At 58.7% G+C, this 20820-nt stretch carries 17 protein-coding genes and 1 riboswitch; of the genes, 10 read left to right on the forward strand and 7 right to left on the reverse strand.

Going from position 1 to position 20820, the window contains the following annotated elements; translation table 11 throughout:
* The first annotated feature begins 68 nt into the window (after positions 1–68).
* A riboswitch (cyclic di-AMP (ydaO/yuaA leader) is annotated at positions 69–250 on the forward strand.
* A gap of 70 nt (positions 251–320) precedes the next feature.
* From ACQQCD_RS02170 to ACQQCD_RS02205, 8 genes are all read left to right on the forward strand, one after another.
* Positions 321–1061 carry a C40 family peptidase gene (locus ACQQCD_RS02170; RefSeq protein WP_430267020.1) on the forward strand — a complete coding sequence of 247 codons (741 nt, stop codon included), beginning with the start codon at positions 321–323 and terminating at the stop codon, positions 1059–1061.
* Between the two features lie 100 nt (positions 1062–1161).
* Positions 1162–1992, forward strand: a complete 831-nt coding sequence (locus ACQQCD_RS02175) for an NlpC/P60 family protein (protein ID WP_430266762.1) — start codon at positions 1162–1164, stop codon at positions 1990–1992.
* A gap of 763 nt (positions 1993–2755) precedes the next feature.
* Positions 2756–3256, forward strand: coding sequence for an HNH endonuclease (locus ACQQCD_RS02180; RefSeq protein ID WP_430266763.1), 501 nt, complete (start codon positions 2756–2758; stop codon positions 3254–3256).
* Between the two features lie 40 nt (positions 3257–3296).
* On the forward strand, positions 3297–4298 hold the full coding sequence (locus tag ACQQCD_RS02185) for an NTP transferase domain-containing protein (protein WP_430266764.1): 1002 nt from the start codon (positions 3297–3299) through the stop codon (positions 4296–4298).
* On the forward strand, positions 4295–5707 hold the full coding sequence (locus ACQQCD_RS02190) for a molybdopterin molybdotransferase MoeA (RefSeq protein ID WP_430266765.1): 1413 nt from the start codon (positions 4295–4297) through the stop codon (positions 5705–5707). The genes ACQQCD_RS02185 and ACQQCD_RS02190 overlap by 4 nt, the downstream gene beginning before the upstream one ends.
* 103 nt (positions 5708–5810) lie before the next feature.
* Entirely contained in the window at positions 5811–8126 is a 2316-nt protein-coding gene (locus ACQQCD_RS02195) for an FdhF/YdeP family oxidoreductase (protein WP_430266766.1), read from the forward strand.
* A gap of 2 nt (positions 8127–8128) precedes the next feature.
* Positions 8129–8971, forward strand: a complete 843-nt coding sequence (gene fdhD / locus ACQQCD_RS02200) for a formate dehydrogenase accessory sulfurtransferase FdhD (protein ID WP_430266767.1) — start codon at positions 8129–8131, stop codon at positions 8969–8971.
* Positions 8972–9079: 108 nt separating this feature from the next.
* Positions 9080–12109 carry an alpha-mannosidase gene (locus ACQQCD_RS02205; RefSeq protein WP_430266768.1) on the forward strand — a complete coding sequence of 1010 codons (3030 nt, stop codon included), beginning with the start codon at positions 9080–9082 and terminating at the stop codon, positions 12107–12109.
* A gap of 25 nt (positions 12110–12134) precedes the next feature.
* On the opposite strand, the gene ACQQCD_RS02210 is transcribed toward ACQQCD_RS02205, so the two are convergent.
* The 5 genes from ACQQCD_RS02210 to ACQQCD_RS02230 form a co-directional block, all read right to left on the reverse strand.
* Positions 12135–12914 carry an amino acid ABC transporter ATP-binding protein gene (locus tag ACQQCD_RS02210; RefSeq protein WP_430267021.1) on the reverse strand — a complete coding sequence of 260 codons (780 nt, stop codon included), beginning with the start codon at positions 12912–12914 and terminating at the stop codon, positions 12135–12137.
* A complete protein-coding gene (locus ACQQCD_RS02215) occupies positions 12901–13566 on the reverse strand; it encodes an amino acid ABC transporter permease (protein ID WP_430266769.1) in 666 nt (221 codons plus the stop codon). Before ACQQCD_RS02215 ends, ACQQCD_RS02210 begins: the two co-directional genes overlap by 14 nt.
* Entirely contained in the window at positions 13567–14376 is an 810-nt protein-coding gene (locus ACQQCD_RS02220; protein ID WP_430266770.1) for an amino acid ABC transporter substrate-binding protein, read from the reverse strand.
* A 358-nt stretch (positions 14377–14734) separates the two neighbouring features.
* Complete coding sequence (locus ACQQCD_RS02225) at positions 14735–15463, reverse strand: hypothetical protein (protein WP_430266771.1); 729 nt, start codon at positions 15461–15463, stop codon at positions 14735–14737.
* Complete coding sequence (locus tag ACQQCD_RS02230; RefSeq protein ID WP_430266772.1) at positions 15463–16206, reverse strand: hypothetical protein; 744 nt, start codon at positions 16204–16206, stop codon at positions 15463–15465. Before ACQQCD_RS02230 ends, ACQQCD_RS02225 begins: the two co-directional genes overlap by 1 nt.
* Positions 16207–16398: 192 nt before the next feature.
* Here ACQQCD_RS02230 and ACQQCD_RS02235 point away from each other — a divergent pair, with 192 nt between their 5' ends.
* Both ACQQCD_RS02235 and ACQQCD_RS02240 read left to right on the forward strand, forming a co-directional pair.
* A complete protein-coding gene (locus ACQQCD_RS02235) occupies positions 16399–18054 on the forward strand; it encodes an ABC-F family ATP-binding cassette domain-containing protein (RefSeq protein ID WP_430266773.1) in 1656 nt (551 codons plus the stop codon).
* Positions 18051–19964 (forward strand): ABC transporter ATP-binding protein, encoded by a 1914-nt coding sequence (locus ACQQCD_RS02240; RefSeq protein ID WP_430266774.1) that lies wholly within the window; start codon positions 18051–18053, stop codon positions 19962–19964. Before ACQQCD_RS02235 ends, ACQQCD_RS02240 begins: the two co-directional genes overlap by 4 nt.
* Here ACQQCD_RS02240 and ACQQCD_RS02245 read toward each other — a convergent pair.
* Together ACQQCD_RS02245 and ACQQCD_RS02250 are read right to left on the reverse strand one after the other, a co-directional pair.
* A complete protein-coding gene (locus tag ACQQCD_RS02245; RefSeq protein ID WP_430266775.1) occupies positions 19961–20380 on the reverse strand; it encodes an NUDIX hydrolase in 420 nt (139 codons plus the stop codon). The genes ACQQCD_RS02240 and ACQQCD_RS02245 overlap by 4 nt on opposite strands.
* Positions 20377–20808: a DUF6314 family protein gene (locus tag ACQQCD_RS02250; protein ID WP_430266776.1), complete on the reverse strand. Its 432-nt coding sequence runs from the start codon at positions 20806–20808 to the stop codon at positions 20377–20379. Before ACQQCD_RS02250 ends, ACQQCD_RS02245 begins: the two co-directional genes overlap by 4 nt.
* Between the last annotated feature and the right edge of the window lie 12 nt (positions 20809–20820).

A 20820-nucleotide genomic window follows, 5' to 3' on the forward strand; every position in this document is an offset into this window, starting at 1 on the left:
CGAAACTCCTGTACCGTCATTTACGCGTCAACTTTTATACAAGCTGACGTTCTCGAGTGGATTGCCTAACTCTGCCACCGCCCGAGGTCCGTTCGCATTACATCGTCTGGCAGAGGCGGGGGAACCAACTTTGGTCTTCGTAAGAAGGCCTTGGGGTTAAGTCGTAAGAGTGTTTCTAGGAACATTTCTACGGCCGGATGACTCCCATCCGAATCCGACAGCTCACCTCGTAGGCATTGGGAGAGGCTTCTTTCGTGTCTTCAAGCAACACCGTTGCGCGTCACCGCGCACAAGTGGCTCCTAAGAGCCCGTTCAACGCTATTTCCAAAGCTGTTTCCTCCAATGCCGGCACGGTAGGCCGTCAGGCCGCTGTTATCGCCGCAGCTTCGGGTTTGGTACTGAGCATCGGCCTCCCGGCCAACGCTTCAGAGACCAACCGTGAGGCATCCCCGGTTACGGACTTCTCGGCAGCAGCCCAGTTGACCGTTACCGCAGCACCCACTGCAGCACTGAGCTTCGAGCGCACTGTCGTCGCTTCAGAAGCTGCACCGGTTGTTGAAGTTGCAGCGCAGTCCACCGATGAGGCGGACAGCACCGCAACCGTGGACGAGACCAGCACCACTGACTCCAACGCTGACACCACCGCAGCAACGGCAACTCAGTCCACCGGTGCCGATGCTCAGGCAACTGTGCAGACGGCGTCCACCAAGAAGGACAGCGCCTCTTCGGCGGCTGCTTCAGGTCTGGTTGGACTTGCGTACTCCGGCATCGGCAGCCCCTACGTATGGGGCGGCACTACTCCCGCAGGTTGGGACTGCTCCGGTTTCACGCAGTGGGTTTACGCCCAGGCTGGCATCAGCATCCCGCGTGTTCAGGCATGGAACTCCATGACCCCCACGGCCAACCCGGCTCCCGGTGACTTGGTGATGCAGAATGGCGGCGCTCACGTAGGTATCTACGTTGGCAACGGCATGATGATCAGCGCGTTGAACCCCTCGCAGGGCACTTTCCTGCATGCGGTTGCAGCTACGGGCTCCGCCTCGTACTTCACGCTCCGCTAAAAACCCGTTCGGGGCATACCGGCCCACCCCCAAGACGCCGGTCTGCCCAAAGCCCGATGGCTGCCTTCGCGGTGCCTGAGGAAAACGAAAGAGAGTACTAATGACTACTCGTGCAAGCAACATTGCACGGCACCGCGCCGAGGTCTCTAAGACCAACTCGCTGGCTGTCATTGCCAAGGCCGTCAGCGAAAACGCTGGTGGCATGGGTCGCCAAGCTGCGGTTATCGCTGCAGCTTCCGGCTTGGTCCTGACTAGCGGCATCGCCGCTAACGCTGCTGAGAACAACGTGCAGCGTGAGTCCACTTCTACTTCTGCGCAGGAAGTCCACGCCGCATCTTCGGTGAAGGTTGTTGCCGCTCAGAAGACCATCGCTTTCGAGAAGGTTCGCTCTTCTTCGGTTGCTAAGCCGGCCCCGGTTGCCGCTCCTGTTGCTGCGGCTCCGGCCGTTGAAGCAACGCCTGCAGCACAGGTTCAGGCTGAGGCGACTGCAGTTACTCCGGTAGCTGCTACCACTGAAGAAGCCCCGGCAGCACAGCAGACTGCAGCAGCTCCGGCTGCTGCAACCGCTGCTCCGGCAGCTACCTCCACCGCATCGGCTAGCGGCCAGGGCGCAGCAATTGCTGCCGCTGCTTACGCTCAGCTCGGTGTTGCGCAGGACTGCACTGCCTTGGCTACCAACGCCCTCAAGGCAGTTGGCATCAACTACCACGGCTGGCCAGCAGGCTACTTGTCCTTGGGCCGCACGGTTTCTGCCGCTGAGGCGCAGCCGGGCGACTTGGTTTACTACGCAGACGGTGGCGCGGGCCTTGCCCACATCGCTGTTTACGTTGGTAACGGCCAGGCTGTACACGGTGGCTGGAACGGCTTCACCACGGCGCTCTTCAGCGTCAACGTTGGCTCGGGCCCCGTTTACATCCGCGTTGGCGGCTAATACCTGCTTGTTTGAAGAACCCTCGTCGCATAGCGGCGGGGGTTCTTTGTTTTAACGCTAGGCGCCCATAAATCTTCAGCGCCATTGGATCCGGTTGCAGGGCTTCTCTAACCAAGTCTTCTCCTCCACTCCCATGCCGTCCACCCGCCTTCTGCCTTGCCCTTGCAGCCACTGCTTCCCGCCGCACTCTTGTCCCTTGCCCGTGCATCGCAGCTCAATTTTAGTGGCCGGAGCTCCAGGTTTTAGGCTGGTTTGCCTATGATTCCGGGGCTCACAAAACTCTGTTGGCGGCAAAGTTGAGCTGCCGCGCACACTCTCAATCGCCCGGCTGTCCCACGGCCGGCGTCCACACCGCATTCCCGCTGCGCTCACCGCATTTCCTAGCACCTCCCATCAGCAACACCCCGGCCTTCCAGCCCAGTTGCTGACCTTCCCGCCCATGCAGCCACAGAGAAACCCCTACATTCCGGGGGAGCTGAGCTCGGCGCTGAAGTTTTTCAAAGAGCAACTGGGCTGGAAGGAACCCAACCCGAAACAACCTAGCCCGAACAGACAGGTGACGGCCTGCATCAAGCCGAACGCGCGGGTTGCGGGCCGGTGGCGGCGGAGTGAACTTTTACCGACACAAACCGAAATCGGAGCAAAGTGAACGTGGTGTGCTGCTGGGTGTGTTTACTCTAGTTAAGTCGATCCATAACCCGGGTATGCCGGGGGCAGCCGGCCCTCGAGCCCCTCCTAGGTGCGGCCATAAAGAGGTACGTGCATGCGCACTCTCGTTCTGAATGCTTGGTATGAACCGCTTGCGGTAGTGACATTCCGCAGGGCGTTGGTCCTTGTCTTGGCCGGGAAAGCCAGCGTGGTGGCGGAGGATGATGAGCCTGTGGTCGGTCCGGGTGAAGTCTTCGGCAGGCCGTCCGTAATTCTCCTCAACCGCTATATCCGTCCGCGGTTTGAGCCGAGCCTTGCTGTGACTCGACGCGGGGTTCTGCGACGTGATGGCAACCGTTGCGGCTATTGCGGCAAGTCGGCGCACACCATTGACCACATTCAGCCGCGTTCCCGTGGTGGCGAAGATTCGTGGGAGAACCTTGTGGCGTGTTGCCTTCGTTGTAACAACGTCAAGGGGAATCACACTCCGGCGGAGATGGGTTGGAAATTGCGGTTCACACCCCAGCCGCCGCGGGGAACCACGTGGCAGATCAAAGAGCTTGAGCGCCCTGCTGCTGATTGGGAAACATTTCTAGCACCACAGTCTGCCGCGTAACACCACAGATCTCCACGGAGCGCTGCCATAGGCTGAGCGGATGAACTTTGATGCGATCATCCTCGCCGGCGGCAGATCTTCCCGGCTCCAAGGCGTGGAGAAATCGCAGTTTGTAGTGCAGGACTCCACCCTATTGCAGCTTGCCGTCATGGCGGCCCGGGATGCTCAGCGGACAGTGGTGGTGGGCCCCAGCCAAGATCTCAGGGAGCTCAGTAGTACTGTGAGTTTCGCCCGCGAGGAGCCTCTGTTTGGTGGACCGGTGGCTGGCATTGTGGCAGGGCTTCGAGCCCTAGGTGCCGAACAAACTCGCGGCGAGACAGCAGAGTGGACCCTGATTTTGGCGTGCGATATGCCACACGCCGCACCGGCCGTCGTCGAACTGGCCAAACAGGTGGGGGAGACCGCAACGCCTCCTACCGGCACTAGTAGTACAGAACAAAAACAGTACGACGGCGCAATCGCGGTTACGCCCGACGGTCGCCATCAGTCCTTGCTCGCCATGTACCGGACCTCGTCTCTGAGTGCAGTGTCCCGTGAAATGGACCGGACCGGCAAGGCTGTTAACGCCTCAATGCGGAGCCTGCTTGCTAGTCTAGATCTGGTGGAAGTGCCGGTTGTAGAGCTCTGGGCTCGCGATCTGGATACCTTCGCTGACGCAGCCGAGCTGGGCGCCACGCCACCTGTTCCACTCGGGACTAACGCTCAAGCTCAACGCAACCGGGAGGCAACGATGAACACTCAGGACGAGGTCCTTGAACAGTGGTGCGCTGACTTGGCCCAAGCGCTGGAACTTGAGGACATCGAAGTGGATGTCCAAGGTATTTTGAATCTTGCCGGGGTCGCCGCGCACTCGGTGGTTCGTCCTGCCGCTCCGTTGACCACCTACTTGGCTGGCCTCGCCGCAGGATTGGAAGTTGGTTTGCGGGCTGGCCGTGCAGGAGAAGACTTGGACACCGAAACACTCGCTGATGCGCTTAAAGAGGCAACGGACCGAGCCCTCAGCACCGCGAAGTCGTTCTCCCGTGAATACAACGCCGAATGAGCGATTCCGCCCCTGAAGCCTCCGCACACAACAGTCACGAGGTAGAACCCAATACTGGAATCTCGCACAAAACGGCCCATAAAACGCTGGCGCACAACTGGTATGAGGCCCGCGAGCTCGCCTACAACCACCCGCAGCCGCTTCCTCCCTCGCTCACTGATCTTGACAAGTGTGTGGGCCGGACGCTCACTGAGGATCTAGTGGCACTTCACAACATGCCGCACTACGCATCCTCCGCGATGGATGGTTGGGCGGTTAACGGCACCGGACCCTGGATCCCGGTAGAGCCTGGCAAACGGCTGGCGCCACACGAAGCGAGCCCCATTGTGACCGGCGGTCTGATCCCACCTGGGGCCAAAGCTGTGTTGCGTTCAGAGAGCGCCGAATTAACTCTGGATGAGGACGGCCTCGCCGTGGTGAGACTCGGCGGCAGGGCTAAGCCGGGGGAGCCGCGCAATGGTCAGCACATCCGCCGGGCCTCCGAGGAAGCCAGCGTTGAGGATATGTTGATTCCTGCTGGAACGGTGATCAACCCAGCCCAAGTTGCACTGGCGGCTTTGGCTGGGCACGATCAGCTGCCGGTGGTGGGCCGCGCGGTGGTCCGGTTTTTGCGTACGGGCAGCGAAGTGGTGGATCACGGGATTCCCGCACCGGGCCGCGTCCGGGATACTTTTGGCCCTCAGATTCCCTCGGTGATCACACAGCTGGGTGGCATTTATGCTGAAACTTTGCACGTTGAGGACCACCTTGACCACTGGCGCCGCGCCTTTGACGAGGAACAAGTAGAGCTGCCGTCCGACGTCGTTATCACCACTGGCGGGACCGGCGCTTCGGCGACGGATCACCTGCGTTCTGTCCTTGAAGAATTGGGTGCCCGGTTCCTGATTGACACTGTGGCGATGCGCCCGGGGCACCCAACGGTTCTCGCTGAACTTCCTGACGGGCGCTACGTTTTGGGTCTGCCTGGAAATCCGACGGCGGCAATGGTCGCCTTGTTGAGTTTTGGCTGGCCGCTGATTGCCAAATTGGGACATTTGCCGGCCCCGGCCGTAGTGCAGGTCCCGTGCGGAACAAGTCTTGATGCTCACCAAGGACCCACCCGGGTGATGCCGTTCCGGCAGCTGTATGGGATGGCCGCGCCGTCAGGGCACCATTCACCAGGCATGATGCGTGGCTTGGCTATGGCTGATGGGCTAATGATCGTGCCGCCGCATGGGGTTCAAATGGGTGAACTCGTTGATGCTATCTCACTGCCATGGGCAACCCCTTTGGAAGCGGCTGAGAGCGCCGAGGAGAAGGTAGCCAAGGAAGCGGCAGCTAAGGAGCAAGCTGCCAAAGAACGCGCAGCGAAAGCCGCACGGCGTAAAGCAGCTTCCACGGGGCCGGTTGACTGGAGCGCACTGGGCTAGTCGCTGCGGGGAGCGATGTTTGCTTGGTGCCTGGAGCGTGACTCGGCGGCGTTGTATGGGGGCGTGGCTTGTCTCGGGTGAACCGTAGGGACATGATGAAGGTATGAGCAAGCACGGGCCGCTGGCAGACATCAATGAAGCTGATCTTGAAGTTCACCCACCTAAAACCAGTGCCGCTGGCATCGAAGCAGTTGGTGTTGCATTGGGCCGCGGATTGGCTCAGGCCGGGGTCGCCCGCACGGCTCGGGCGCTTCTGCGCGTCAACCAGCACAACGGTTTTGACTGCCCGGGCTGTGCATGGCCGGAAAGCATCACCGGAAACCGTAAAATCGCAGAGTTTTGTGAGAACGGCGCTAAAGCAATCGCTGAGGAAAACACGCTCCGCACCGTGACCCCTGCGTTTTGGGATGAGCACTCGATCGCTGATCTTGAGGGCAAAACCGAGTACTGGCTGGGTAGTCAGGGCCGCATGACCGAGCCCATGGTCATACGGCCCGGAGAAACTCACTATTCCCCGATCTCGTGGCAGGGTGCCTTTGACCTGATCGGTGAGCATATCCGTGCCACCACGCCGGAGCGGTGTGTGTTTTACACGTCTGGGCGCACCGCGAATGAGACTGCTTTCATCTACCAGCTCTTTGCACGCGCCATTGGCACCAACAATCTGCCCGACTGTTCCAACATGTGCCACGAATCGTCCGGAAGCGCTCTGACTCCCACCATTGGAATCGGCAAGGGCACGGTGTCCCTCGAGGACATTCATGATGCTGAGCTGGTTTTTGTGGCCGGACAAAACCCTGGAACCAACCATCCACGAATGCTCTCGGCCCTGCAGGAGTGCAAAAAACGAGGTGGCAAGGTAGTTGCCATCAACCCGCTTCCCGAAGCCGGACTGCTGAACTTCAAGGACCCTCAAACCGTCCAAGGAATCGTGGGAAACGGTATTGCTTTAGCCGATGAATTCCTGCAGATCAAAGTTGGTGGCGACTTGGCGCTGTTTCAGGCGCTGGGCCACTTGCTGCTGGAAGCGGAGAAACGATCCCCGGGCGCCGTGGTTGACCAGAAATTTGTCCAGAGCCAAACCCAGGGCTTCACCGAATACGCTGCGGCTCGCGAAACACTGGACTGGGCCGAGACTGAACTGGCCACTGGGCTCAGCCGAGCAGAGATCACCACCGTCGCGGGCATGCTCATTAGATCCAAAGCCACCATCATTTGCTGGGCACTGGGCCTGACCCAACAGCCACATTCCGTGGACACCCTCAAAGAGATCATCAACGTCCTTTTGTTGCAAGGAAACTTTGGTAAAAAGGGTGCGGGCGCTTGCCCTGTGCGAGGTCATTCCAACGTCCAAGGAGATAGGACCATGGGCATTTGGGAGAAACCTCGTCCTGGCTTCCTAGACGCTCTGGAAAAAGAATTTGGTATTCCGATGCCGCGCGAGCACGGCGTTGACGCGGTGCGCGCCCAGCAGGCGTTTGAAGAGAATGCAGTGGATGTTTTTGTCTCCATGGGTGGCAACTTCGCCGCCGCCTGTTCTGACACAGAAGCGCTCGAAGCCGGGATGAAACGGGCCGGATTAACCGTCCACATCTCCACCAAACCCAACCGCTCACATGTGGTCCACGGCAAAACCTCGCTGATTCTTCCTACCTTGGGCCGCACCGATTCGGACGTTAAACACCCGGACGGGCGGCAATTTTTGTCAGTTGAAGACTCCATGTCCGTTATTCACTCCACTCAGGGCCGGCTGGAACCGGTGAGTGATCATTTGCTGGCGGAGCCGGTGATTATTGCACGGATGGCCGCAGCAACACTGGGTGAAGATCACCCCATCAACTGGCGGGCCATGGCTGAGGACTATGACGTGATCCGCGACCACATATCTCGGGTGATCCCCGGGTTCGAAGACTTCAACACCCGGGTCCGGAATAGAAACGGTTTTGTCCTACCAAACCCCCCGCGGGATACACGCACTTTCAAAACCAGCACGGGGCTGGCCCACTTCACCGTTAGCCCGCTGGAATATCTCAACCCGCCGGCCGGGCACCTGATTCTTCAGACCGTCCGCAGCCACGACCAGTACAACACCACGTTCTACGGCCTGGATGACCGATACCGTGGCATCTCTGAGGGCCGCCGAGTAGTGCTCATCCATCCCGAGGACCTCGCACAGGCAGGATTCGCTGACCGCGATATGGTGGATGTTATCTCCAGTTTCACCGGGTCCGACGGCGTCACCACCGAACGCCGCGCCAACAGTTTCCGTCTGGTTGGCTACCCCACGGCTAAGGGATGCGCGGCAGCTTACTTCCCGGAGGCCAACGCGCTGGTTCACCGTGAACTTGTTGCACGCGAATCAAACACACCCGGTTTCAAAGCCATTACTGTGCGCTTTGTGGCCCACAAGGAAAGCTGAGCATGGGCAGGCTAACGCAACGAACCAAAGTCCATAAGTACGTTGTGGGAAGCGAACACCCACACCGCGTCATCGAGGATCAGCTAGCCGTTGAAGAACCGTTGGAAATCCGTTTGGGCCACTTGTCCTATTCGGTGACCATGCGTTCACCCGGGCATGACTTTGACCTTGTGGCTGGCTTTTTGGTCTCTGAAGGGGTGATCTGGGAACCGGAGCAACTGATCTCCCTGCGCTTTTGTGCTGGCGAGGATGAGAATGGCGTCCAAACCTTCAATGTGGTGGAGGCCCAATTGCGGCCTGACGTTCCGGTCCCGGACGCCGGAAGGAAAATCTACACCTCGAGCTCGTGCGGGATTTGTGGCACCGATTCGATCGACGCCGTACACAAGTCCTCGCACTATGCACCGACGACTGATGACGAGTTCACTGTCCCCGTCGCTACGCTCCTTTCCTTGCCGGACAAGCTTCGCAGCGCTCAAGCGGTGTTTGAAAAAACCGGGGGAGTGCACGCTGCTGGTCTGTTCTCCGTCAATGACCAGGGGGAAGCCGAGTTGTTGTGTTTGCGCGAGGACGTTGGCCGGCACAACGCGATGGACAAAGTCGTTGGCTGGGCTCTCCGCGAAGGGCGTTTGCCGCTGAACCGCACAGTCCTTCAGCTCTCCGGCCGGGCATCTTTTGAATTGGTCCAGAAGGCTTCCTTGGCGGGTATACCCGTGCTGTCGGCCGTCAGCGCGCCCTCTTCTCTCGCCGTCGAACTGGCTCAAAGCAGTGCTGTAACCTTGGCAGGTTTTAGCCGGGGCCAGAGCATCAACGTGTATTCAGGCCACGAGAGGATCACTGCGTAAAGCATCTTGCGCGGGCGAAGGGATGGACAGCCCTTGGTCAATAGCTGCCTTGACAGGTAGATTTTGTCCATCGATTAGCACCACCGAAGGGTGCGTAAGGGAGCCACTGTGCATGATGATCGCGGAATAACCGAAGCCCGTCTTGACCGTTTCATTAAGGACAGATTGGTGCCCGCGATCTATGCGCGTTCTACCGAATTGGAACTCTCTGCATGGGATGTTCCGGACGAACCTGTCCCGGCAGCTGAGGCGCTTGGACAAAACTTTGAACCCCTTGCGCAGGGCTCTGCATGGGGACGCGGTTGGAGTACCAAATGGATCCGCCTGCAAGGTTGCGTGCCGGCCGGTTGGGGAAAAGACCCACAACGCAGTGTTGAAGTGTTGGTTGATTTGGGGTTCAACGGACAGGGCCCCGGTTTTCAATGCGAGGGCATCGCATGGCGAGCAGACGGCACCATCATCAAAGCTATTTCGCCCAAAAACCTGCACATTCCCTTAGAGCTGATTGGCCCGGATACTCACAGCGGTGAGCTCAATCTCTATGTGGAAGCCGCTGCGAACCCGGACCTTACCCAAGCGTGGAGCTTCGCTCCCACTAACCTCGGCGATAAGGCCACGGTAGGCGAAGAGCTCAGGTATAGGCTGGGCCCGATTGTGGTGGCCGAACGGGACATAACGGTGTGGGAGCTAGCCCAGGACGTTGATACTTTGCGGTCACTGATGCACGAGCTGCCCATGGACCAGCCCCGACGCTTCGACATTCTCCGGGCCCTCGAGGCCATGATGGACCGCATGGATCCGGAGGACGTGTCCGGCACGGCAACGGCTGGCCGGGAGGCCTTGAAACCAGTTCTCAGCCAGCCAGCCAATGCCTCGGCTCACAACATTGTGGCCACCGGGCACGCGCACATTGACTCCGCATGGTTGTGGCCTGTCCGCGAAACCATCCGCAAATGTGCCAGGACCTTCTCCAACGTGGTGGCGTTGATGGATGAGGATCCCAACTTTGTGTTCTCTTGCTCTTCCGCCCAGCAACTGTCCTGGATCAAGGAATATTACCCGGAGCTGTTCGCCCGAATTCGCGAGAAAGTTGATGCTGGACAGTTCATTCCCGTGGGCGGAATGTGGGTGGAATCGGACACCAACATGCCCGGTGGTGAGGCAATGGCCCGGCAATTTGTTGAGGGCAAAGGTTTCTTCTTGGATGAGTTCGGTGTGGAGTGCCGCGAGGCGTGGTTGCCGGATTCCTTTGGTTACTCGGCCGCTTTGCCGCAAATTGTGAAAGCAGCCGGGTCTCGGTGGTTCCTGACCCAAAAAATTTCCTGGAATCAGACCAACAAGATGCCCCACCACACGTTCAGTTGGGAAGGCATTGATGGCACCCGAGTGTTCACTCACTTCCCGCCCGTGGATAGTTATAACTCAGACTTGGGTGGGCGGGATCTGGCCCATGCACAGCGAAACTACCGTGATCATGGCCGCGGCAACACCTCGCTGGTGCCCTTTGGCTATGGCGACGGCGGTGGTGGGCCCACGCGCGAAATGCTCGCTGCGGCGCACCGCGCGGAGGATTTGGAAGGTTCGCCCAAGGTTCAGCTTGGTAGCGCTAGAGACTTTTTTGAGACGGCCCAAGATGAGTACAAAAATCTTCCCGTCTGGGTGGGGGAGATGTACCTCGAACTGCACCGCGGAACGTACACCAGCCAGTCGAACACCAAAAAGGGCAATCGACGCAGCGAGCACTTACTCCGCGAAGCTGAGTTGTGGGCGGCCACCGCGTCAGTGCGTCACCACGACTATACGTATCCGGCTGAGGAGCTGAAGCGCTTGTGGCGGTTAGTGCTTTTACAGCAGTTCCACGACATTCTCCCGGGCTCTTCCATCGCCTGGGTTCATCAGGATGCGGAGCGAAATTATGCTGCCATTGAACGTGATCTTGAAGCGATCATCGCCGCGGCCACGGCAAAAATGTTGGGTGAAGGAGAGCAACAATTTTTGCTCAACGCCGCACCACATGAACGTGACGGTGTGCCCGCTTTTGCCGCCGCAAGACCCATCCGTGCCGAGGAAGCTGTTCAAGTCCAGGACTTGGATGGCGGCTACGTTCTGGACAACGGACTGATCCGCGCCCAGATCAACGCTGAAGGTCAGGTTGTCTCCCTGCTGGAACACCGCACCGGGCGCGAGGCTATTTCCCCTGAAGCACCGGGAAACCGCTTGGAACTCTTCCGAGATACACCCAACCAATGGGATGCCTGGGACATTGACGAGTTCTACCGCCATAACGTAACTGCCGCAGACGTTCGCTCAGTCACTCTAGAACGCGGCGGCTGGGACGCTGTGGTGGTGGTTGAGGCGTTGGTTGGTAAATCTCCCGTGACCCAGCGGATCTCGCTAGCGGCGGGGGCCGAATCGCTCGCCATCACTACCTCGGTGGACTGGCAAGAGAAAGAGAAGCTCCTCAAACTGGCGTTCAGCTTGGATGTGCGGGCAGACCGCTCAGCCTCGGAAACCCAATTTGGCCACGTCTTCCGGCCCACCCACGTCAATACTTCCTGGGAAGCAGCTAAGTTCGAGATCTGTGCGCACCGTTGGATCCATGTTGGCGAACCGGGCTACGGCGTAGCCATTTCAAACTCGGCAAGCTACGGGCATGACGTCACCAGGGCCGTGCGAGAGGACGGAGGAACGACGACGACAGTCCGCCTTTCCTTGCTGAGGGCACCACAGTTCCCGGATCCTCAAGCGGATTTGGGGCGGCATGAATATTCGGTGACTATCCGTCCCGGGGCAGGTATTGCCGAGGCGGTTGAAGAGGGCTACCGGACCAACTTGGTGCCCCGAGTACTCACCGGCGGTCGCGAGATTGAGCCCTTGTTCACCGTGTACAACCAAGCCGTGGTGGTGGAGGCCATCAAACTGGCTGAGGACGGCAGCGGGGACGTTATTGTGCGCCTTTACGAATCCTTGGGGGAGCGCAGCTCCGGGGTCCTGACAGCGAATTTCCCGGCAGCCGCTGCAGCTACCGTGGACCTACTGGAGCGGCCAATAGCGGTACCAGGAGTGAACTGTGGCAAGGATTCTGTGGAGTTGACGCTGCGCCCGTTCCAGCTGGTCACGCTCCGCTTCAGCCGCTAAATACGCGGTACTGGCAGCCAAGCCGCTACTGGTAGTCGCTGTTCAGCAGCCGGTTGACGAATTGCTGCGTGCGCTCATGAGTAGGTGCGCGCAGCACTTCGGCGGCCGGTCCGCGTTCAACCACCACACCGCCGTCCATAAAAATGACCTCGTCCGCTACTTGCCGGGCGAAGGCGAGCTCGTGGGTAACAATCACCATGGTCCAGCCTTCCTCGGCTAGTTCCTTGATCACACCCAAAACATCGCCTACTAGTTCGGGATCCAGCGCTGAGGTGGGTTCGTCAAAGAGCAACAACTCTGGCCGCAGTGCCAATGCGCGCACAATACCCACACGCTGCTGTTGGCCGCCGGAGAGCTCAAAAGGGTATGCGTCTTTTTTAGCGAGCAGACCCACTCGTTCTAGAAGTTTTTCAGCATCCGCAGTAGCTTCAGCCCGTTTGCGCTTCTGAACCTGCACAGGTCCCTCGATGACGTTTTCAAGAACCGTCATGTGGGGGAACAAGTTGTAGTGCTGGAACACCATGGCACTGCGATCCCGCAGGCTAGCGAGCTCCTTTTTGGACACTGGTGAGGAGAAGTCCACGGTGTGGTTCTCACCAATGGTGACGGTGCCGGCGTCGGGCGTTTCAAGGCCGTTCAAGGAGCGCAAAACGGTAGTTTTGCCTGAACCCGAAGGACCGATCAGCGCCACAACCTTGCCGCGCGGCACGTCGATGTCGATGTCTTTAAGCACCTGGTGATCACCAAAAGCCTTGGCTAGGTGACGAACCGAGAGGACGGGTGCGGCTGAATTAGTGGGCGACATATCGATCCAATCGTTTTTCAAGCCAAGACTGTCCGCTCGAGAGAACCAAACAGATCACCCAATAAACCAACGCAGCTTCGAGGTAAAGGATCATAAATTCTTGGCTAAACGCTGCGATCTGTTGGGCGTTGCGGAAGAGCTCGGTGACCAAAATCAGCGAGGCTAACGATGTGTCCTTGACCAGCGAGATAAAGGTGTTGGACAAAGGCGGAACGGAGACGCGTGCGGCCTGCGGAAGAATCACGCGGCGCAAAGTCAGTGCGGGGGACATACCAATGGTGTGCCCGGCTTCCCACTGACCTTTGGGTACCGAGAGGATCGCTGCGCGAATAATCTCCGCAGCGTAGCCGCCCACGTTCAGTGAGAAAGCAATGATGGCGCTGGGCCACGGCTCAAGCTTGATGCCCAAGGATGGTAGGCCGTAGAAGATCACAAACAGCTGAACCAACAATGGTGTGCCGCGAATGATGGATACATAGATGCGGGCAAGCCCAGAGAGCAGTTTGTTGCTGCTCAAGCGCATCAAAGCCACCACCAGCGCCAACACCAAACCCACCACAAAGGAGGCAAGGGTCAACGGAATGGTTCCTTGGACCGCACCCAAAAGGATGGGGCCCAAGGAAGTCCAGATCAAATCCCAGGTGCTGGGCATTTACTTAGTAACGTCCACGCCGAAGTACTTTTCGGAGGTCTTGGTCAGTGTGCCATCAGCTGCCAAGTCTTTCAGCGCCGAGTCCATGGCGTCCTTCAAAGCTGTGGAACCCTTGCGGACGGTCAGTGCACTCTCTGACTTGTCAGTGGTTTCCGCGGCGATCTTCAGGCCTGCGTCAGGGGTGTTCTTGGCGTAGTCCAAGTAGGTGAGTTTGTCATTAACAATTGCGTCCACTCGGTCTTGGCGGACCAAGCTCACGCCCTGGGCCCAGCCTTCAACCTGCTGAATGTTGGCACCGGACTTCTGCGCCAAGGTGTACCAGTTGCTGGTCAGTGACTGGGCAGTAGTTTTGCCCTTCAGATCCGCGAAGGACTTGATGTCGTTGTTGTCTTGCTTGGTCACGATGACACCCGAAGAGATGGTGTACGGAGTGGAGAAATCGTATTTGGCTTTGCGCTCATCATTGATGGAAACCTGATTGGCAATGACATCAAAACGCTTGGCTTCCAAACCAGCGAAGATTGAGTCCCACTGGGTTTCCTGGAATGTTGCCTTGACGCCGAGCTTGCCAGCAACTGCTTCGGCTACTTCAACGTCAAAGCCGGTGAGCTTGCCAGCGCCATTCTCGTGGAAGCTGAACGGCTTGTAGGTGCCTTCAGTAGCAATCACTAATTCGCCCTTGGACTTAACGTCGCTGAGGGAAGTGTCCCCGCCGGTCGCGGGAGTGCTGCTGGCTCCGCCGCCACACGCGCTCAGAGCGAGAGCTGTGGCTGCCAACAGGCTAGTTAGAGCAAAACGACGGCGGTTCATTGGTCCTTCTTTCACAAATCAGGCCGCATCGAATGACGCAGCCGTGTCCAGTGACGATACCAATCACAACGCCCAAGGCAAGAGCTAATATTTCGTAACTTTACGCTGAATCTGTAGTCGTGACTTGACTCACTGGTGTGAATTTGTGCAGGAGGGCGCTGTCGTCGCCCATTTGAGGGTGTGAAAAGGGGCCGTTAAATGGCTGAGTGGGGGCGGTCCCCAACAAACCGCCACCACTCATCCCCCCAATATGATCAGACCGCCAGCGTCTCCTTAACCTAGGAACAAACGCGGCAAGCACGGATTCACATATTCATGATTGTTCCACGTTCTAATGAATCCGTGAATTGTATTACGATCACTGTTTCATAACCCTTTGTGAGTGGGCCCACCAGCGGCTCAGACCAAGGCCACCCAAGCCCAGCACAATCAAAAGAATGCTGCTGTAATTAAGCGCAATCTGAATACTCCATTGATTCAGCTGGGGGACTGGATTGATGCCGGCTAGGAGCATCATCAGCAACCCGGCCCCCAGTACAGCAGTACTTACGCGAAAGATGGCGGGAAGCCCACCACGAACCACTCGCCACGCAGCCGGCAGCAGTACTGCTGCAACGTAGGCCGGATAAAGCCTGCCCGCGGCCGCATAAATCTCATAACAGACCGCATTAACAGGGTTACGGTCACTAATGCCGTCCATGCCCAAACCGGTGCCCGACGTGTCCATCAACAGGAATGTTGCAAGAACCGCCACGGACATAACGGCCAACACGATCAGTCCCGGTGGCCCCACCAGCGCGCGGTGCGCCCGCGAGGAGCCAAAAGCTCGCGCAATCCGTGCACCGCCAAGCACTACGGCCGCGAAAACCACGTAACGCAGGATGAGGTTCACATAATTGCTACTGCCTAGGAGCGAATCAAAAAAGAAGTATGGGCCCCGGATACTCAACAGTACGGCTAGGCCGGAGAGTACAAAGATCCAAAACATCAACGGATTGCGGCCTTGAAGCAGACTTGGCACCCGTAATCCAGCCAAGATGATGCATACAGCGAAGCAAGCCCACTCCAACAGGGATCCGGTATCCATTAGCCTAGGTGCTCCCAAATCTGCTCACGTTGAGCGATATCTTGTTCTTGTTTGCGTAGCGTGCGGCTCATGACTTGCAAACGGTCCGCCGCAAGTTGGGCTAATTCCGAATCTGGGATGCGTGCTAAAGCTTTCTCACGTGCGTGCTCCGGCCAGCTCGCCTCCTGTGGAGTGATGAGCTCGGTCACCACCAGTGCGCTGGCAGGGCCAAGTCCTGCCAGCCTGGCCGTTGAAACAGCTAGCTCCGGGGCTAGGCGGTTGGCACTGAGCTGGGCGGAAAAGTTTTGTGGGGCAACCCCCATGGTGGCGGAGACCTGCTGCCTAATTTCACCGGTATCCACTGCGTCAACCCAGTTGCGCACTGATTGCGAGTGCGGGATCGGTGTTAATGCGGGGACTTCGAGTTGATCGGGCCAAGGCTTGGCGTTCGCCCGGCTTAGCCTTTTGGCCAGATCAGCCAATAAATCCTCGGTACTGATCTGGCTGAGGAGCTCGGCGTCGGTGGGCTGCTGGTGGCTTGTGAGAAGGTCGCGGTAGCCGTCAAAGCACGCCAGCTCGGCCAGCGGATTCAATCCGTAGGCCCGTGCAATTGCCACAACGGTGGATTCGGTGACTTTGCCGCGAACTAGTTGTTGGGCCAAGGTGGTCCGTTTGATGCCTGCAGCGCGGCAGACCTCCGAGGTGGTCGCCCCCTCGGCTACCCCGTTGAGCCAATTTTGGAAGGCGCGGGAACTCAAAGACATTAGCAACTTCCGGAAGGGATCAGGGGGACGCAAATTGATTTTACTCGACGGCAGATTGTGGTCTAAGGTTATTTATCGAAGCCCGCTGTTACGGATACCCCCCAAGTTCGTACCGGCGGGTTTCTTTATGCCCTCTGCGGATTTGACCCTGGCTTGGTACTGGCGATGCTAGGACGGTGAAAGAATTGAGCCATGACGGCAACGCTTGTGGCCCGGGATTTGTCCGCCGGCCATTCCCACCGATCCCTTTTTAATAACCTCTCTCTCACTGTAGCTCCAGGCGATGTTGTGGGGGTTGTGGGGGCCAATGGTGCGGGCAAATCGACTTTACTGAGTGTGCTTTCCGGACATCTGGAACCACTCGGTGGAACCGTTCAGTTGGCTCCGGCTGACGCTTTTGTTGGCTGGTTGCCCCAAGAACACGATCGAATTCCTGGTGAGGACATCGCTGGCTATATTGCCCGCCGCACCGGCTGCGCCGCTGCCACCGAAGCCATGGAAGCTGGAGCCGAAGCGCTCGCAGCCGGAGCCCCCGGCTCCGATGACGAATACACCCTCGCTTTTGACCGCTGGATGGCATCCGGTGCCGCAGATTTAGAGGACAGAATCCCTGCAGTGTTGGCAGATCTGGGACTAGATCTGCCCATGGACTCGCCTATGACCGGACTTTCTGGCGGCCAGGTGGCGCGCGTAGCGCTCGCAGCCCTGTTGTTGAGCCGCTTTGACATCGCACTTCTAGATGAACCCACCAACGATCTGGACCTGGATGGTTTGGAACGGCTTGAGAAGTTCATTGCCGGCCAGCGTGGTGGTGTGGTGCTGGTGTCGCATGATCGTGAGTTCCTCTCCCGTTCGGTGAACAGGATTGTGGAGCTGGACTTGGCCCAAAACTCGGTGGCAGTTTATGACGGTGGCTACGATTCCTACCTCGAAGAACGTGCGGTGGCACGCAGGCATGCTCGCGAACGCTATGAAGAGTTCGCCAACACCAAAGCGGATCTAGTAGCCAGAGCGCGGACGCAGCGCGAGTGGAGTTCCCAAGGTGTCCGGAATGCGATGAAAAAGAGCCCGGACAATGACAAGATTCGCCGGGCTGCGAGTACCGAATCTTCAGAGAAGCAAGCCCAAAAAGTGCGCCAAATGGAGTCCCGAATTGCCCGCCTCGATGAGGTTGAAGAGCCTCGTAAAGAGTGGCAGCTGCAATTCACTATTGGTCAGGCACCACGGTCCAGTTCCGTAGTTGCCACACTGCGGGACGTAGTGGCTCACCAAGGCGACTTCACCTTAGGGCCGGTGAATTTGCAGGTCAACGCTGGCGAACGGATTGGGATAACCGGTCCCAACGGGGCCGGCAAGTCCACGCTTCTACGGTTACTTTTGGGCCGGCAAACCCCGGACGACGGCGAAGCGTCCTTGGGTGCCTCCGTTGCCATCGGCGAAATCGACCAAGCCCGTGGCGCGCTCGCGCCCGAGCTGGACTTAAGTCCCGCCGTCGAAGCCCAATTGCCGGAGTATTCCGCAGCCGAAGTGCGCACTCTGCTGGCGAAATTTGGCCTCAAAGCTGATCACACCAATCGTCGGGTGGAGCTTTTGTCACCCGGAGAGCGGACCCGCGCCGGTTTGGCATTGTTGCAAGCACGTGGCGTGAACCTGCTGGTCCTTGATGAGCCCACCAACCACTTGGACTTGCCCGCGATCGAGCAGCTTGAAGAAGCCCTTGAAAGCTATGACGGAGCGCTGCTTTTGGTGACACATGACAGGCGTTTGTTGAACACCGTCCGGCTAGATGTCCGTTGGGAAGTCGCGGCGGGGCGCGTTACGGAGAACACTTCAGGAGCAAGTAGATGAGTATGGACCGTGTGGCATGGAGTTCCTTGCACAACCTGACCCGCGCCAAATCAGGCAGCACGCCGTTTACTAAAGCGACTCTCAAACGAGTTCTCAAATTCGCCGTTCCGCACCGCAACCGGCTTATTGCCTTTATTTTGTTGTCCATTGTGGCGGCGGTGCTGGCTGTAGCCACCCCGGTGCTCGCTGGAAAAGTAGTGGACGCGATTGTTGCTCGCACTGATTTCAATGTGATCTTGTGGCTCGCGATCATGATTGCCGTCGTGGCAATTGTTGAGGCAGGGGTGGGCTTACTGGTCAGGTGGCTGTCCTCGATGATCGGTGAAGGTGTGATTGTGGACCTGCGTACTGCAGTGTTTGATCACGTCCAGAAAATGCCGATCGCCTTTTTCACGCGCACCCGTACTGGTGCCTTGGTGAGCCGGCTGAACAATGATGTGATCGGCGCCCAAGCAGCATTTGCCGGCACCTTGTCCGGTGTGGTGAGTAACGTCGTCGCACTGGTACTGACGTTGATAGTGATGCTGGATAAGTCCTGGCTGGTCACGGTGCTCGCCATGATTCTGTTGCCGATCTTTTTGATTCCTGCACGGCGGATGGGTTCCCGTCTGGCCGATTTGCGGCGGGAATCGGCTGCGCACAATGCCGCTATGGGTACCCAAATGACAGAGCGTTTTTCTGCCCCGGGCGCCACTCTGGTGAAGCTCTTTGGCCGTCCCGACGAGGAATCCCGCGAATTCGCGCTGCGGGCTGAACGGGTGCGTGACATTGGGGTGCGTACAGCGATGCTCCAGTTCACCTTTGTGACAGCACTGACGCTGGTCTCCGCGCTGGCGCTCTCACTGGTGTACGGCTTGGGCGGTTGGCTTGCCCTGGGCGGCCAGTTGGCACCGGGTGACGTGGTGGTTTTGGCTTTGTTGCTGACCCGTTTGTACGCCCCACTGACCTCGCTTTCGAATGCCCGCTTGGAAATTATGAGCGCGCTGGTCAGCTTTGAACGGGTGTTTGAGATTCTGGACCTCAAGCCGCTGATTGAGGCGAAACCGAACGCTCGGAGTGCACCGCAGGGACCGCTCGCGGTGGAGTTTAAGGACGTGCGTTTCTCCTACCCGGCGGCAGACAAGGTTTCTTTGGCTTCCCTTGAGGACGTGTCCATTTTGGATACTCGCGGTGGAGAAGAGGTACTTCACGGCATCAGTTTCCGGGTTGAGCCGGGCCAAACCGTTGCGCTGGTAGGGTCCTCTGGCGCCGGAAAGTCCACTATTGCACAGCTTCTGAGCCGCCTGTACGACGTCGATTCCGGGGCCGTGCTGTTGGGCGGAAGTACGCCAGGGGCCGGCGTAGATGTGCGTGATTTGAGTTTCGAATCATTGCGTCAGTCGATGGGAATGGTCACCCAAGACGGGCACTTGTTCCATGAGACGCTTGCCTCAAACCTGCGTTTGGCCCGGCCTGATGCCACTGACGAAGACATGTGGGACGTGCTGCGCCAGGCCCGGCTTGAGGACATGGTGCGGTCTTTGCCGGATGGTTTGGAAACAGTGGTGGGGGAGCGCGGCTATCGGCTTTCCGGTGGTGAGCGTCAGCGTTTGACGATTGCACGGCTGTTGATTGTGCAGCCTCGGATTGTGATCCTCGATGAGGCAACCGCCGCGCTGGATTCCAGCAACGAGGCCGCCGTGCAGGCCGCCCTCGGGGTGGCGTTGGAAGGCCGCACCGCCGTTGTTATTGCCCACCGGCTGTCCACTATTCGAGCCGCTGACGCCATCTTGGTGGTGGAGGGCGGAAACATTGTGGAACGTGGAACGCACACTGAGCTGTTGGCACTGGGCGGCAGATATGCGGAGCTCTACAACACACAGTTCGCTGAGGCTACATCGGTGGCGGAAGAGGCATTGCCAGAAATCTAGTGGGCGCCGGTGGTGTTGCTGTTGGTGCGAAGCCGGGGGAGCACATGATCGGTCAGGAGCGGGGCGAGATCGTCAGGCAGCGGTGCGTCGAGGTCTAGCCAGCGTAGTTCTGCGATCTCTGCCGAGGCAGTGGCGCTCCACGTGCCAGGAGCGGTGAAAACGGTGGCTTGAATGTCTGTGGCAGCCTCGTTAGCGGCGTCGGCGAGCCAGACGTCAAGGAGTTCCAGATCCTCGGCGGGGATGCTGATGCCCACCTCTTCTTGCAGCTCACGGGACGCAGCTTGGGCCGCGGTCTCGCCGGTTTCCGGCTTGCCGCCGGGGTGCATAAACTTTTCGGTTCCGCGTTTCCGGACGGTCAGCAGCCGGCCCTGTTCGTCAAAAACGCACACTGCAGAGACAACAATCAGATCTTTCACCGGTTCAGCCTACGGTGCAGCACGCTGTCCAAGCGAAGCAGCTTCGACGGGCCTGTGACGTCCCACCGGAAACGGAATGAATCCTCGTCCATGCGTTCGTAGTTCACCCGGTAGAGATCGTTGACGCACAAGTGTTCGGCCTGTTCCTGCCCAAACTTGAAGGACATACGGTGGAACGGTTTCCCATCGGTGAAGAACATGTCCAGCGCGGAGGAGTCTTCGCACGGATACAGGAGATATTCGCGGAACGCCGGCGAGCTGTGCCCCGCCCAGCGCAGTGTGCCGTTTTCGCGGTAGCGGAGACCGCCGTGGGGCAGTGGTGTGTAATGTGCGACGCCGGTGAACTCGCCATGAGTGCCCGAGGTGCGGTCCCAGAGTTCGCGGCTGAGCGTCCACTCGCCGAGGAGCCAATCGCTAAGATTCGTCACCGGTGTAGTTTA

Origin of the sequence: Pseudarthrobacter sp. J1763 (assembly GCF_050490295.1) — a bacterium.
GTDB lineage: Bacteria > Actinomycetota > Actinomycetes > Actinomycetales > Micrococcaceae > JBNPEO01.